Source organism: Chryseobacterium sp. (assembly GCF_022869225.1).
Classification (GTDB): domain Bacteria; phylum Bacteroidota; class Bacteroidia; order Flavobacteriales; family Weeksellaceae; genus Chryseobacterium.
Map to the genome: position 1 here is coordinate 2,828,844 of NZ_JALIHL010000001.1, position 15,107 is coordinate 2,843,950.

Annotated in this window: 14 protein-coding genes; all 14 read right to left on the minus strand. The window is 34.8% G+C overall.

Annotated features, from left to right (window positions below):
- Positions 1-28: 28 nt before the first annotated feature.
- The gene (locus MUW56_RS13190) at positions 29-838 is read right to left on the minus strand and encodes a tetratricopeptide repeat protein (RefSeq protein WP_292013613.1); all 810 of its coding nucleotides are present in this window, start codon (positions 836-838) and stop codon (positions 29-31) included.
- A gap of 289 nt (positions 839-1,127) precedes the next feature.
- A complete protein-coding gene (locus MUW56_RS13195) occupies positions 1,128-2,102 on the minus strand; it encodes a hypothetical protein (protein WP_292013614.1) in 975 nt (324 codons plus the stop codon).
- The gene (locus tag MUW56_RS13200; RefSeq protein ID WP_292013615.1) at positions 2,077-4,341 is read right to left on the minus strand and encodes a glycoside hydrolase family protein; all 2,265 of its coding nucleotides are present in this window, start codon (positions 4,339-4,341) and stop codon (positions 2,077-2,079) included. The genes MUW56_RS13195 and MUW56_RS13200 overlap by 26 nt, the downstream gene beginning before the upstream one ends.
- Before the next feature lie 19 nt (positions 4,342-4,360).
- Positions 4,361-6,313, minus strand: coding sequence for a PAAR-like protein (locus MUW56_RS13205; protein ID WP_292013616.1), 1,953 nt, complete (start codon positions 6,311-6,313; stop codon positions 4,361-4,363).
- Between the two features lie 4 nt (positions 6,314-6,317).
- Positions 6,318-7,121 (minus strand): hypothetical protein, encoded by an 804-nt coding sequence (locus MUW56_RS13210; RefSeq protein WP_292013617.1) that lies wholly within the window; start codon positions 7,119-7,121, stop codon positions 6,318-6,320.
- Between the two features lie 211 nt (positions 7,122-7,332).
- Complete coding sequence (locus tag MUW56_RS13215) at positions 7,333-7,764, minus strand: hypothetical protein (RefSeq protein WP_292013618.1); 432 nt, start codon at positions 7,762-7,764, stop codon at positions 7,333-7,335.
- On the minus strand, positions 7,718-8,599 hold the full coding sequence (locus MUW56_RS13220; protein ID WP_292013619.1) for a hypothetical protein: 882 nt from the start codon (positions 8,597-8,599) through the stop codon (positions 7,718-7,720). The genes MUW56_RS13215 and MUW56_RS13220 overlap by 47 nt, the downstream gene beginning before the upstream one ends.
- A gap of 25 nt (positions 8,600-8,624) precedes the next feature.
- Positions 8,625-9,518, minus strand: coding sequence for a hypothetical protein (locus MUW56_RS13225; RefSeq protein ID WP_292013620.1), 894 nt, complete (start codon positions 9,516-9,518; stop codon positions 8,625-8,627).
- Positions 9,518-10,315 (minus strand): hypothetical protein, encoded by a 798-nt coding sequence (locus MUW56_RS13230; protein ID WP_292013621.1) that lies wholly within the window; start codon positions 10,313-10,315, stop codon positions 9,518-9,520. The genes MUW56_RS13225 and MUW56_RS13230 overlap by 1 nt, the downstream gene beginning before the upstream one ends.
- Before the next feature lie 145 nt (positions 10,316-10,460).
- Positions 10,461-10,745 carry a hypothetical protein gene (locus MUW56_RS13235; RefSeq protein WP_292013622.1) on the minus strand — a complete coding sequence of 95 codons (285 nt, stop codon included), beginning with the start codon at positions 10,743-10,745 and terminating at the stop codon, positions 10,461-10,463.
- Between the two features lie 15 nt (positions 10,746-10,760).
- Positions 10,761-11,363, minus strand: a complete 603-nt coding sequence (locus MUW56_RS13240) for a hypothetical protein (protein WP_292013623.1) — start codon at positions 11,361-11,363, stop codon at positions 10,761-10,763.
- Positions 11,364-11,518: 155 nt separating this feature from the next.
- Positions 11,519-11,953, minus strand: coding sequence for a hypothetical protein (locus MUW56_RS13245; RefSeq protein ID WP_292013624.1), 435 nt, complete (start codon positions 11,951-11,953; stop codon positions 11,519-11,521).
- Between the two features lie 10 nt (positions 11,954-11,963).
- Positions 11,964-13,145 carry a hypothetical protein gene (locus MUW56_RS13250; protein ID WP_292013625.1) on the minus strand — a complete coding sequence of 394 codons (1,182 nt, stop codon included), beginning with the start codon at positions 13,143-13,145 and terminating at the stop codon, positions 11,964-11,966.
- Positions 13,146-13,174: 29 nt separating this feature from the next.
- Positions 13,175-15,100, minus strand: a complete 1,926-nt coding sequence (locus MUW56_RS13255) for a phage baseplate assembly protein V (protein ID WP_292013626.1) — start codon at positions 15,098-15,100, stop codon at positions 13,175-13,177.
- Between the last annotated feature and the right edge of the window lie 7 nt (positions 15,101-15,107).

The window sequence follows — 15,107 nt, forward strand, 5'->3', positions numbered from 1 at the left end:
TATTTTATGATCTAGTGTAATTCGGAAATTAATTAATTCTATCATAAACCCTTTTAGGAATTTTACTTAAATTCTTATTTTGTTTTTTCATAAGAGAAAGATAAAGATTATAATTTTTCTTAGCTTCCTCTTTATTATCCAACGACCACTCTGCATCTGCTAAATTTAAATATGCAACAACTCGTTCAGGATACTGAGAAATAATATTATTTAATAGGAGTTTAGCGTCACTATATGCTCCTTTTTGTTCTAAAGAAAATGCTAAATTATTTGCTGCTTCTACATCAGTTATAATTATATTACGTTGAGCAGGTTCAGGATAGTTAATAAAAATATCTTCATTAGAAGCTTTAAAAATTCTTGTTGCAAATTTTTTGTTTTTTAAGTCAAAATAACTAACCGCAGCATTATTGTGAGCAAATGTCTCTTCTAATTGATCTCCAAGTGATTCAAGGCTTTCATAATTCCTGTCTCTCATATCAAAAGCATCAAAATATATTCTGTTGCTCATGATACCATCTTTTCCAAATTTTAAAACTTCCTTATAAATTAAAAAAATTCCATGATCTGAATAGATAAAATTATATTTCTCTTTAATCTTAGTTGTAGAAGCATTTAATTCATAAAGCAAAGAAAACTCATTGTTTTTACCTTTTATAAAATCTGTTGAAACCGACATTTCATTGATAACTAAATCTTTATAGACTATTTTTTTGTCATGACAAAGCAACACGATATTCTTTTCCTGTACTTGTATTTTACAATCAGGCATGGATGTTAGTACGTTATCACTGTAGAAATAGAGGAATACTAAGGTTATAAAAATACTCAATTTCATTATTTGTGTGTTATTCTTAGAGCAGCCTGTTAGTCTTTTGATGACCAGGATTATGTTTAAATACTTTCTTTTAAAATTTTAAATCCCTTTTTCAGATTTTATAATAATATCAGAATCTATCAATTCAGACTAAATATAAAAATTACCAGAATTCTTATAAGCAGCGTACCATCGATATTAGTGTACCTATTAATAATACACTTGATATTATTGAGATGAAAAAAGAGTGATGTTTACATTGATAATATTATATCTACGGGCTAAAGACAGATTCTTCATTCAAGTCTTTTTACTTATTTTCAATAATTTTTCCCTGATCAGTTATTGTGTATCTCTTTTCTACATTTTTTCCTTGAAAGTCTTTATTTATAGTTTTTACAGTTAATACAGATTCACTATTAATGCTAAAGCTAGTTGTTTCAGGACTCTTATTATTTTCGGGCTCATACAATTCACCCTCTACATATAAATTAGAAATAACCTTATTATTTAAAATTGATAATAAATAATATCTGTACGGAGCATCACCACAGTCCATGGGAATAAGAATTAAATTCATTTTTCCCATTTCTTCTAGTGGAATATATCTTATTTCCTCTTCCCCGCAGGCAAATTCTGATAATCCTGGTATGTCCTTAACAGAAAGCTTGTTGTATTTTACATTTTTAATATCAATTTTCTTTTGATAGGGTAGTTTTACATTGGAAAATTTAAATCGACCTTTGTTTTCATGACTTGTAGAAGTATTATCTGCTACAAAGGAATGATATCCGTCTTTATAAAAGAATAAATATCCGCCTACAATAAACATTTCATTAAATGGAAACTGACAGCCTTTTTTTGAAATGTCTCCATCAGCATTCATGATTACCAATAGATCGTCTGTCGCTTTAATCGCAAACTCGTTTTTTAGTTGCTCTCTGATTTCATTTCCTGTTTTGGAGCTTTTAAAATAGCTTGAAAAGGTTTCTTTTTCTTTAACAATCTCACCTGTACAAACTATCTGCCCTGAGTTCACGATTTTAATAGAATCCTCACTGATATAAAGAGCGTAGTCTTTATAACTTTGATTTAAATTATTAGACGCAAATTTCCAGATTGTATAGGGAGAGTCGTTACCGGTTACATTACTTTTTATTGCAATATTTTTTTCAGTGCTTGAAAGATTAGAGACTGCAGTTTCTTTTTTCTTGCAGTTCAGGCTTATAAAAATAACAGCCAATATGGGTAAAAATACTTTAATGTGTCGAATCATAATTTCCATTTATAAACATTTCATAATTTTGCTTTCTTCTTGTTTGGTTTTCTATATCTAGAAATTCTTTGGCTGCCTCTTCATATTTTTCATCTAATAATTTTTTGTACAAATTAGGTGCTTTATTGGCGCTTAAAAAATAAGCACCACAATTGAATAATAAATCAACCAATGCATCAAATTCTCTTTGATATAGTTTAACTGTTACATCTCTTTGGACAGCTTGCTCAAACTCTTTTAAATCTTCTTTAAATAATTCTGTTGCTTTTTCTTCGTTTATTCCGTTTTTAAATTCATCAGGTATTGTAATTTCTTCACATCTTTTCTTCTTAATCAAATGCCCATAACCAATAGTACAATAGCCTTTTTTGTCGTTGTATGGATCTTTCATTAATTTTTCCCAATCTTTAATAAAAGCTATCAGCTGGTCACTTGCTTTAAGCGTTTTAGGGTCTACTCGTTCTGTATTCCCTGTAGAATTCCCAGATGTAGAGTTAGGGGTAGAAAATTTACCACTACAGCTACACATATCCTTAAACCCTAATTCATTAGCTAGTTGTACAATACTTTTGCCATTGAGCTCTTCAGAATTTTTCACAAAATAATTTTTAGTTAAATACTCCTGAGAAAATTCTCTTACATCAAAGTGAACCCAAGTCGTAGCAAAAGACTCTAAATAAAAAATATCTTTACCCGCGTTCCAATCCTGTTTAGCCCCCGTATACTTCATGAAAATATCTTTTCTGATTTTATTCATGTCATCATTACTCCTAGTCCGTTGTCCTGTGCTTAATAGATTGTAATGAATATCTATCGCTTTTCCGCAGTGATTAGTAGTTCTGTCTCTTATATAAATTGGATGGTCATGGCATCTATAACCAGACTCAATCCATTTTGTTTTAAAATTAAGTTGCTTATCCTTATCAATATAAAACATAGATGCTCTATAAGCGCAAATCAAACTTCTATGAATTCCAGGATATTCATATTTTCTATGCTTTTCCTGAATTGTTGTTTTTTGGTATTCATCACTATTTCTTTCTTTTCCAAAGCCCGTACAAGATCCGCATTTACATTTAATTTCATCAAAATTTATTGGATATTTCTGTTGGAACTCATCTATCGCCTTCAATACATTACCACAAACCTTTCCGGTTTCCGGAACTTTCATATAATCCCGTTGGAATTGCTTTATCATTTTTTCTGTTCTGTCCGTAAATTCATCTGTTGGGACGTTTCCTCCAAATCCAGCCAGACGGATATTAATTTCCCTGATGAGCTCACTCTTTGGGCTGCCTTTTTTAATACAGAATTTGCCCCCACAGTTGGTATTGTTGCTTAACGTCTCTCTTCCCACTTTCACAGCCCCTTTATTCTCCACCATATCCGGAAGTTTTGCGGTAGCATATAAAATGGCCAGATCAGTCTTTTCCATATAGGCAGCTTTTTCTTTGGCGTCTTTACCTTCGCCTTCTGTAATTTTTACAATGGCAGCTATTTTAAAATAGTTTTTAGGTTTTCCAAGTTTGGAAGGGTCTACTTTTACGATCAGTTCACCTTTTTTATTGATGGTACCTTCAGCTTTATGGAAGAAGGTTTCTTTGGAAAACTTTTCTTTAACGTCTTTCCAGTCTTTCCATTGTTTGGCACTCCACGCAATATCAAAATAAGGATCGGATTGGGTCATGAAATGGACTTCCACTTTTTTATCCACCATATTAATGGCATACACTTTAAAATATAAAGCTTTATCGATGGGTGAATTGTAGTATTTTTCGGTATCTGTGGCATCGCAGAAGTAACCGTCTACAATTTTAGGAATATTGGAGACCTTTAAATATTCACCCAATGCTTTTTCTCCGTTGAGTATCTTCAATGAAGGATCTTTGGGAGCCAGTTTAAAATGGAGCTGGCCGTCCTTAGTTAATCCCCGGGCTTCTATTTTAAGTTTTATGCTATTGTTAAGGGTAAAAGGCCAATAGACTCCGCTATTATTTTCAGGCAGTGTTCCGGCTATATTATGGACCAGATTGACTCCGTTACTGTCATTGTCATAGATCTGCAAAGTGACTTCTTCGCCCTGCAGTCCTTCATATTTTACAAAAGCACAGACTTCCTGTTCATATCCTGCTTCTTTGATTACATTACCGCTGCTTCCGTCATTATCAATCCATTTGGATGTTTCAACTAGGATTTTCGGTTGGATAACCTTGAGTTTTAATGGATTTTGTGAAGATCTTCCGCCCATCAGGCAGTCGATGGTATATTCACCGGGAAGAGCAAATGTATACGTAAATTTTTTCGGATCCGGATCCGGAAGCGGATGCCGGACCGGTTACCTTCCAGACAATAGGGCCGTCTTTTGCAGCGTCATAACCGCTGAGTAATGTTTTACTGATTTCAAAAGGAACTTGAGAGCCTGTTCTGGCCTTTTTACCCGCTTTGATTTCAGTAACAATATTTTCCTTGACTTCAAAATGCCAGTCATCATCTTCTTTTTTAGTACCGGCATTGGCTGCTATACTATACGCCTCTACAATATATTTCCCGGGTTTCATAAGCTGAGAACCGGGGATGGTAATGTTTTTTCCTGTTCCCTGGAGCACACCGTTCAGATTCCATTTGATTTCTGAAGATTCATCTGAAGTAAGACCATACGGTGAATTTTCATCTCCGAACTTATATTTCATTTTTGAAACACTGAAGGACATTGCGGTTCCGGGTCTTACGATCTCAGCACCATGGCTGATGCCTAAGACGGCATTCCCTTCTGTTTCTCCGGAAATCTTTTTTTCTATGGTTTCACCTTTATCGTTAATATAACGGGCGACTATGGTGTATTTTGCCTTTGAATTTTTGGGAGTAAAGGTAAGCGTATCACCATTTACCTGAACTCCCTCAGTAATTGTATTTTCCGTTGCATCCTGTACAGATAATGTAAGTTTTGATTTTTCTTCTTCTGTCAAATCAGGAATGAAAAACTTGGCTTTAAAAACAGAGGGAACTCCTTTTCTGAATTTTCTGTTTTTAGAAGGATCGATACGGGTTGTAAAGTCCGCTGAGGTACACTCGAGATCGAGCAGGCTGTTTTCTACGACCTCAACATCAATAGAACAGGTAGGATCACATTTGTCATATTTTCCTTTTTCAAATTCCTGGCTTTTAGGTTTTCCGTAGCCTTCTATTCTGAATTTTCCCACGCCTTCAAAGCTTTGTGAAAATTCTGTCCCCACCTGTTCTTTTAGAAAGACTCTGTTTTCTTTTTTACCCTGATGATCACTGTACACCATCCAGGAGGTCAGCTGTTTGTTGCCGCTTTTCAGATTAGCCTTAAAAGAAGCTTCTTCATCTTTACGGAGATATACGATTCCGTTTTTATTTTTGGAATCTATTTCTTTAAAAGTGGCTCTGTTTTCAATTTTGGTTAAAATAATAGATGTTACGGAAGGGTATTCTTCTTTTTTCTTAGGCTGTTCTATTGCCGGATTCACCATGGCAAGTTCTGCCGGATTGGTATTGTCTGCGTGGGCATTACTTACAGAATCGGTCTGCCCATGATTGAAGATCGTGATTTTTCCACCTACCATACATTGAAGCTCAGATATTTCAGTCAGTGTATTTTTACCCATCACCTGGGTACTTTCATAGGTTTTCGTCCACTTTGGAGCAGGAGCCAGGGCACAGGGAAGATATCCTCCTGAAGAAGGTTTTAGTGTGCATTTTCCAAAGGTTGCAGGAGCAGGGTTGAAAGTAGTATCTGCTTCCGTGGCTGCTAATTTACCCTGTTCATCATTTAAAACAATAATAGCATGTGAAGTGACCAGGAGGTTTCCGGTCTGTTTGGGGTTTTCAGCTTTATCGCAGACGCATTTGGCATTATGGACCACAAAATATTTTCCGTCATGATCACTTTTGGAAGCCTGTTCACTTTTTTTCTCGTCCTCTTCTTTCTTTTTTTCTTCTCCTTGTTTCTGTTCTGCATTCTTTTGTTCTTCTGCAGCGTCAGGCGGCGGAGTTTCCCCATTCATGGTGTAGACCTCATCCTGCGGAGGCGTCAAAAGCTTGAATCCTGCATAAGGAGTGGCAGAGGTCTGCTGATCGGAACCGGCCTGCTGATTATGATACTGCTGAAGTTTTGTCCAGTCTTTGATACCCAGTTTTTTGGCGATATCCTGCAGCGTCTCTCCGCTCTGAACGGTATATGGGATAGGTGCTGACATATTCTTATTTTGTTTCTATGGTGATGGTGTGCTGGTAATAAAATTTATCTTCTGCTTCTATACAAACGTTGGTTTCTGCTTTTTTAATGCGTCCGGTTTTCCCGGTGTAGCTTATGTTATTCTGAAAGTCTGCATAGAGTGGGAGCGTCTCTTCGTCAAAATTAACGGAGTAATCATACCGATGAATGTATCTGATGATATCATTCATAATATCCTGGGCATTGTCAATTTTAGGTTCATATGACAATGAGTTTTTCTCTTTTTTATATTGGGTTTCTCCTTTCCATTCTGTAGTTCCAATGGGAAGAACCTTCCACAAAGTTTCATATTGCTTTTTGGGATTGAACTTCTGTAAGCCGTATTCCAGTACTTTTATAAAGTGAAGCTGCTTGATAAAATGAGCCAGCTTTTCATCGGTTTCTGTTGCCCTAAAAAAATGAGTCTGAATATGATCTATACCTTCGCCGCTATAGATATCATGAATGTCGGCATCTGCTTTTTGGATCCGTTTTCTGATATCAGCAATATTTTCTACTGAAAAACTATATTTGTTTATTTTACAGGCTATTGGGAAAAGGGCTTCCATATAGCTGTTGGATACTTCTAGGAATTTGGTATCTATTTTCTGGTGATTAACTTTTACATTGGTCCTGCTTATTAAAATTTCTTCATGGTCCTTTTTCCCGGGTTCTACGTAAAGAGTATAGGAGAGCTGTGCATCATGCTGCTCTTTACCAATCTTCAGGGTACACTGATCCTGTACAAAGTAAGTGGAGGTGGGGAATATGTCGGAAACTATGGAAGTCATGATTACTGATGTTTTCTGGTGTTGGTGTTTAATTTTTAAAATGCTTCAAAATAGTAATAAATCATCTGTTAAATGCATATTTCTTGATGTCACTTATTGCATACTGGGCTGATAACCTTATTGAAAGGAACACTACTGATATCAGTGAATACCTTAAGTGCATTATTTTAGTTCCATATTTTAATTTCGTCTGTTTGTATTACAATGGTTCTTACTTAATATCCCCTACAAAAATTAAATATTCATCTTCACCGGATTTAACAAAAATACTGTCCTTACTATTCCTTACAATAGTATATTTCTGGTTAAAGAAATTGATACTATTTTCTGATTTACTTATGGAAAGATTTTTGATTTTTTCTTCTTCATTGGAATACTGGTTATTTTTCTCAAAGTCTTCGGTATAAAGTCCTTCGGATAAACATCCTTGTGACTGAATTAATTTTCCTTTTTTATATTTCCATATATTTTTTATATTAAGCTGAATCCCTTTGTTACTTAATGGGCAGGGCGCATATCCGTTTTCAGGAGCATAAGCTTTTATAACGGTTAAGTTTCCCTGGTATTTACTGCATGATAGTAAAAGAAAGACTATACTATAATGCGCTAGCTGGTTTAGTAACCTCTCTCGTTTTTTCAACATTTTTTCTTGGTATTACAATTATTTTTATATTGGCATGGCCAAAATATGAATCCTTATCAGCTTGTTTCCATATTCCTTCTATCACACGGATGGCTTCCTTATCGGATGGATTTTTAAAAGAATTATCCTTGTTGACAATCCCAAAACATGCTAACGATCCTGAATGCCTTGTTTTACGCTCTTCATCATTGATATATATTCCTCCTACATGAATCATAACGCTTGATGCCGTTGTAACATCTTGTCCATTATCATTTTTTCTAGGTTGAGATCTCAATATTTTATCCCCATTTTGTCTCAATTCAAAGGCAGAAGTATTGTTATAATGTGGATAAACGTCAATATATTGAGCGTCATATTCATTAGATCCTCCTTTTGCGGGTTCAAAAGCAATATTATCAAGAGACATTGTTTTACCATTATCTTTATTCACTACCCAAGAGTCTCTTGTAACCATAAACTCCATTTTAAAATTGGAATCTTCATCGTCAATCACAGTTACTTGGTATAGTGGAACATTGATGTAGATATAGTCTAGGTTCCCTCTTGTATAATTCCCGACTATTTTTTGTTGCCCACTTCCAACTATTTGATCTGTAATAGTTATTATCGGCCCGCCGTTTTTTTTACTACTGCTGAATATATTTTGTTCTTCTTTTTTACTCTCTTTTCCAAAGCCCTGCAATATTGCTCTTTTCTGACTAGACAATTCCAGATTCTGTTGGGTGGCTTCAATAATTACTTCTCCGGATTCCTCATGGGAAACTTTGCTGAGTGAGGTATAATTGTTAGCAACCTGTATATTGATATTGTTAGCTTTTTTTACTATGGCCATTAGTATTACCTTTTATTTAAATCAATTATTCTTTTTTGAATGATATACTTTTTACCTGTGAGGTTTCTTCTTTCACTAATCCAAATTGAAAGTGACTTTGTATGAGAGAATATGTATGTTTATTGATATCGAAGGTGATTTCATCTTTGTCTTCATATCTGCTTTCCACATTATTACGGACTTTGTACTTATATTCAGTTCCACTTTTACTTACCATCTTTTTTTCAAAGGCTGCCTCTCCATCCGTTGACTTTTTTATAATGGATTGAAGTATATTATTTTTATCATATGTATACATGACATTCCATGTATCTTTTTCATCTGATTGTGTCCTATTTGTCTTTAATGAAGCTTTTATAATGGTTACATTATGATCTTTATATTTTTTGTAAGAAGAGATCCTGCTCAAATATTTAAATTGGTACGGATAATCTCCTAAATTATCATCCAATAAATCTACGAGGTCCAGAATATTGTTTTGGGTATAGATACTATTTTTAAGTTCAGTATAATAAGCCTGGTTTAAGGTGTAAACATCATTCTGATTAATAGTAACCGTTTGATGTTGATCTGTAAATTTTATAATCATACTGTCCATATCCTTACCTTCTTCATGAATATGTAAGGTCAAACTATTATTTAACTGTGAATTATTTTTTAAAATATAAATGACCGGAACCGTTTTGTCAATTGAGGTATAAGAATCATTATAATATTTGATAGTATCTTTTCCAGTACTTAGCTTATAAACATAAGAAAAAGCTTCTTTTTTGCTGTCATTTTTTACAATCTTATCATTTTCATATGTTTTCAGGGGAATATACAGTTCTTTTATTCTTATTATCTCGGTTTTTTGAGAAACAAAAGAATTAAATGTAATTAATACAGATAAAAATAATATATAGGATAAATTTTTCATTAATTATCTTTAATTTGGACCTTTAAATAAGGATAATTAAATGTCTGAGTCTTTGTTTTACTGGTATCAGACATATTCTCATTTTTATAGACAGCTTTCATCACGCGATTATTTTTATCTCTGTAGTGAAAACCATCTAATATATATTTCTCATTTGGAGCGTAATATTTAAAGCTATACTGTTTATACTTATTGCTTTTATTTGTAAGATGCTCACTGTAGAATTCAAATAAATTTCCATCTTCATCCCTGTAATAGTTAATTTTATCTACTGTATCTCCTTTATAATGGTAGGTTCCTTTCAATAATATTTTTTTACCATCTAGCTGTTCAATGGAAAATATTTTAAATTTTGAAGAATACATATCTTGGTCCCAGTCTTTAATGAAAATGTCCTGATTAAAATATAAGCAGCAATCATCATAAAATCTATTGATTGGATAAAATAATAATCCTATTTTTTGAATTTCACTTTTATTTAATACGCTGTTTTTTAAATATTTATATAGCTCTGAGTTGGTTTTAATCTGAAGATTAAAAGGCAATATCTTAATTGTATTCTCTTTATCAAACAAAATAGAAAAAGAAAAATGATCATTATTTATTTTTAAAGACTCTGAGTTCTGTTTCTCTAAAGTATAGACTATAGTAGTACCTTCATTACTATATTTCACCTGCTCTTTATTAATGAATAATTTATTTAATTCTTTACCATCATAAAGTGAGTATACTCTGTTTTGAGCATCTGATAAACTGAAGAATAGTATAGTTACTATAAAAATTAAATTATTTTTCATTTTTTCTGAAGTTTCCAAAAAATTGTTCTTCCGTAGGTGGTTGTTGCAACCAATCCCTCGGTCTTATTTTGTTTTGTATCATAATAAAAATGTCCAGTTTGCCAGTTTGTTTTATCTGTAAAGACAGTTTGTGGAATTGGATATTTTATTTTTTTTGCTCCACTGCTGGTTGTATAGTGAGCATGTTTTTGATTGTTCTCTGGTAATTTTGTATGGCTGCCACTATCCCCGTATGAAATATGAAATATTTATCTACTATTACATTTTTATATTTCTCATAGATATCTTTGTCAATCTTTATAAAGCCATATTCTCTAAATTTAGCATGAGATATTTTGCCATAAGGATTAATTTCTCCTGCTCCCCACACCAAAAAATCATCTCCATCCCATAATTCGGCAGAATAAGAATTGTCATCACCTCCATTCAATACATTTATTAAAGCCTAACGTGTGTTATTAGCATACGATGTCTTATCTGAATCCTCTAGTTTCTTTTTGTTTTGCTTGGGAACCGTTGAATAAGGGATATATTTATTCGTTCCTGCAGGTTCACCCTTTTCAAGTAAAATCCTTAGCGTTGTTTTTTTATGTTTTGCTCTATTTGAGGCTGTATTAGCGATACAGTTTAATTCATTATAATCATTGGCCCCCGATTCCAATTTTATGATTCCAGCTGACCAACAAAAATCATCGTGAGAGATGTCTAATTTATTGATATCTAAAAATATACCTTTTTCTGTTCCTTTTCCATTACAGGCATACACATCATTTTCATTGCCTTTTTTCTCACCGGCTACACGTCCTTCATAGGCTCCGTTATAATTATAGTAATAGCCATTTACTTTGTCTACAGTTTCTTCATCATCTATCGTTCCTCCTTTACCAAATCCCTGTAATAGTGTTTTCTTTTGACTGGACAATTGTAAATTCTGCTTGGTAGCCTCAATAATCACCTGTTGAGATTCCTCATGGGAAACCTTGCTGAGTGAGGTATAATTGTTATTTACCTGTATATTGATATTTTTTGCATTCTTTATAATCGCCATAACAGTTGCGTTTAAGGGGTTTTCGTTATTACAGCTTGCTCATCCTCTGTGTTTGTTTTCCATTCTGGTTATATTGTAATATAAAAGGGCTGGCTCATTTTGATTTAGATTCCACAGGGATCTCTTCAATTTTATTTTCATAAGCGCAGTAAGCTTTATTTTTTACCTAAATCAATTAGTACCGAATTATTTTTTACTAACTGACCATTAATATTATATTCCTGAACCTCACACAAATCTTTCTGCTGGAAATTAGTACCTACTTTTGTTGGTCCAACCTTAAAATCTTTCAGGATATATTCATTCCGGTCAATTAAGACTTTGAAGCGATCGAGATAAGTATATGTTTTTTTTAATTCAATGGAATAGTTTTGGTCACCATCTTTCGTAAGAACATAGTCAGACTTATTTTTTTTATCTGCAAAAAACATCATACTATCCTTCAGAATATCATTTCTGTACTGGTAAACTTTGACCGTCCCGACTGGCTTTTCAGAATGAATATTGATGAAAGACATCGGAGTATTGGGATTACAATTTTCATGTTTTTTCTCACTACAGCTTATTAGCAGTAATGCAAGTATACTCATCACAATATTTTTATTTTGCCTTGACATACCCGAAATAATTACTTCTGAATACTTCATATCTTATTTTGTTATAACTGTATTTTGTTTTAGGATCTCTTCCCCATGTATAAATGGTTATATCCACATAACCTGTATCTGTCTGGGAATGTGAAATGTTCTCCAATACAATCCAATGTTCAGGAAAAGCAAAATCCCCGGAAATTTTATCACTGAATAGACCCATATTCACCAGCAGGAAGACTTCATATCCTTCCTCTTTAATGTTCATCAGTTCAGCGATATCTTCTACTGTAGATCCCCAGGCCCAGCCACTTTTTCTAAAATATAAATTGGTGTTATCTGTTACATCGGTAAATCCTAAAAGTTTTTCACTCAACATTTTCATTCGTGAAGGTACCGTTATTGCAGAAAAATCTTCTTTGGTATTCCCTTCGTAGTCAAAAAAGATATTTTCATCATCCGTAATACAGGTATTGGGAATCCAGTCACATGATGCCATTGTGGCAGGAAAATTCTGTTGTGTCTTAGGATTAGTATCAGCGATATCCTTTAGATCCCCGTCACTACTGATGTCAATTTTATAATTGTTATGTTGGCAGAATCCTTTTCTATGGAGATCCGTAATAAATTGTGCATAGCTTTCTTTATCTTTTTTGGCAAAAGAATACATAATTGCACTGGGCCCGCAGGTATTGGTCTGATCCTGATTGATGCGCCACGGATCCTGTTTCCTGGACTGCAATTCATTGAGCAATTGCTTTCTGTCAAAAAACCTAAACCGGTGGTGCTTGAAAATCACCAGTTTTCCTTCCTGCTCCATATCATTAATGTAAGCTTTTATTTCTAAATTATTGCCACATCCGTTTTTGTCATTAAATGTAATACTTACCTCATCACCTCGACTCGTGCTTTCCAATACATTTTTATAATACTTTCCCGTTTCAGTATCCGTATAGCTTACCGCCCACTGAATAAGATCGCTGTCTTTAGGCTCTTCATTGGTATAAGATTCTACCTTAAATGTATAAGTCCCACCAAATATAAGTCCTGATTTCTCTTTGATAGCTCCGGTACCGTCATTAGCGGCTCCGTCATCCAAAGAGGAAATCAGTTTTATACTTTTTACCTGTGTAGGTTCTATTCCTTTTCTGGAGATGTCCTTTTTTTTGTCAAATATTACACCTGCTCCCATAGTTGATTGGTTTATTCAGTTGTAGTAAATTAATGGGAGTTCCCTTGTTCGCCGCTTTGGGATTTTACGGTTTTCTCACTCTGAAGAATCATGTTTTCTTTCGTGCTTACTACCGTTACTTTCTCCGCATAGGAGTCGCTTTTCTTAGCCTGAATATTTCTTTCATTTTCAGAAATTTCAGTTCTCATATCGGAAGACTCATGAATATTTCCGGTTGCAGTCTGCATAAGGTCTTTTCCTGCGGTATCAATCATATTAACACCGGCATTCGATACGATATTGACATTTGCTGTGGAAAACATACTGTTTCCTGCTATCGAGGTGATATCACGGCCTGCTGTCATTTTAATATTGTTACCCGCAGTAAAGGTCATGTCTTTCGGAGCATTGACTGCAATGTTTCCTTTGCCATCCATAAAGTAGGTGTTTCCACTAGGATCTTCAATATAGATACTCCCTTCTTCATCATTGAAAATTACTTTATTACCGCTTCGGGTCTGTATAGATTTGATATGATTATTGACACTGCCGCCTAATGCTACTGCTCCATGGAACATTCCTCCCATGGCAAACGGAAAATCGGGATGATGGTATTCAAAGCCTACCATAACCTGATCCCCTACTTCCGGAATGGCTACAAATCCTCGGTTCTGAGTGACAGCATCGGTACCGCCGGCATCAGGGCTCATCATTCTGATGAAATGAGTGGTATCATGCAGCTGCCAGTCGAATTGTACCTGTATACGTCCCTGGTTCAGAGGATCCGTGTTGGAAATAACTGTGGCAATCTGTGGCTCAGCCTGGGGATTGTCAAATTCAGGGGCAGGAATATATCCTGTTCCTTCAGCTATAGCTTCAAATGTTCCGTTGTAATATCCCCGCGTATTGACTTCATGAGTCACTTCCGTGATCATCAGTTTTGTAAAATACGATGTTTGATTCGTGTTGGGTTTTCTCATCTCAATATCTGCAATACACCCCGGATGCAGGAAAGGTACTGTCGTATTTCCGGAAACTGTGAAGACCTCTACAGCAGCGCTTCCGGCAGCACTTTTCTGAGCGTCATCTACATTTAAAGACATGTTTGCATTGACAGGAGACGGATTTAATGATCTGGTTTTATAAATGTTGTCATTCAGATCATAAGCTTTTGAGGCAAGCTGCCCCCAATGTTTAATGCTGGCTGTTGAACTTAATAGTTTTTCATGCTTGCTGCTGTTGTAACCGAAAAACTCAGGTTTGGTATGAACAGCCTTCAATTCTATACAAATATCACTTACATTACTCCCGTAGGTGAGTTTTATAGGCTTTTCACCAGGTGGAAGCTTTCCAAAATGAAGAACCTCCCCGTCATAGTAAAACTGTTCTCCATAGGTTTCAGCGAGTCTTGCAAGATAATTGTAATGGGTTTCCTTATATTGTGCGCTGTAGTTGATGTAGCTTTTATTTTTGGTATCCACTTTAAAGTCATACTTGCCGGAACCAAGAGCCTCCTTGATCACTCTGTCTGCAATGATGGATGTATTAACAGGCTGATCACCACCAAAACTTTGAGTATGCGGTGCTGAATCCATCAGGATAGTAGGGCTTTTTCCTTTCAGAACAATACTTCCCAGGCTGGCTTTTTCCTGGCTGAAGGCGACCTGGGTGATAAAGCCGACAAAAGTTCTTTCCGGGCTTTCGTTTTCGGCATCCTTATATTTAAAGACCACCGTGAGACGCTTTCCCAGAAACTGCTGGGCATTCTCCAGATTATGATCCTGATCATCACCCAAGGTGTCATGGGCAAGGGTTAATTCGAAATTATGGTGTTTCCGTATGCTTTGCTGAAGGCGGAAATGTTTGAAGTGTCTGATGATCTTACCTTCAATGACAACATCCAGTTTTACCACACGCTGGACTCCCGCAATATGATTTTCAGCAATTTTATCTGCATTGGTTACCTTATTTTTCATCGGTTAT

What these genes read in the sequence shown, in the direction of transcription:
- MUW56_RS13250 (WP_292013625.1), bottom strand. Translation starts at nt 13,145, where the DNA reads ATGGGAGCAGGTGTAATATTTGACAAAAAAAAGGACATCTCCAGAAAA.
- MUW56_RS13230 (WP_292013621.1), bottom strand. Translation starts at nt 10,315, where the DNA reads ATGAAAAATAATTTAATTTTTATAGTAACTATACTATTCTTCAGTTTA.
- MUW56_RS13240 (WP_292013623.1), bottom strand. Translation starts at nt 11,363, where the DNA reads ATGGCGATTATAAAGAATGCAAAAAATATCAATATACAGGTAAATAAC.
- MUW56_RS13190 (WP_292013613.1), bottom strand. Translation starts at nt 838, where the DNA reads ATGAAATTGAGTATTTTTATAACCTTAGTATTCCTCTATTTCTACAGT.
- MUW56_RS13245 (WP_292013624.1), bottom strand. Translation starts at nt 11,953, where the DNA reads ATGAGTATACTTGCATTACTGCTAATAAGCTGTAGTGAGAAAAAACAT.
- MUW56_RS13220 (WP_292013619.1), bottom strand. Translation starts at nt 8,599, where the DNA reads ATGGCCATAGTAAAAAAAGCTAACAATATCAATATACAGGTTGCTAAC.
- MUW56_RS13225 (WP_292013620.1), bottom strand. Translation starts at nt 9,518, where the DNA reads ATGAAAAATTTATCCTATATATTATTTTTATCTGTATTAATTACATTT.
- MUW56_RS13210 (WP_292013617.1), bottom strand. Translation starts at nt 7,121, where the DNA reads ATGACTTCCATAGTTTCCGACATATTCCCCACCTCCACTTACTTTGTA.
- MUW56_RS13205 (WP_292013616.1), bottom strand. Translation starts at nt 6,313, where the DNA reads ATGTCAGCACCTATCCCATATACCGTTCAGAGCGGAGAGACGCTGCAG.
- MUW56_RS13195 (WP_292013614.1), bottom strand. Translation starts at nt 2,102, where the DNA reads ATGGAAATTATGATTCGACACATTAAAGTATTTTTACCCATATTGGCT.
- MUW56_RS13200 (WP_292013615.1), bottom strand. Translation starts at nt 4,341, where the DNA reads ATGGGCGGAAGATCTTCACAAAATCCATTAAAACTCAAGGTTATCCAA.
- MUW56_RS13215 (WP_292013618.1), bottom strand. Translation starts at nt 7,764, where the DNA reads ATGTTGAAAAAACGAGAGAGGTTACTAAACCAGCTAGCGCATTATAGT.
- MUW56_RS13255 (WP_292013626.1), bottom strand. Translation starts at nt 15,100, where the DNA reads ATGAAAAATAAGGTAACCAATGCAGATAAAATTGCTGAAAATCATATT.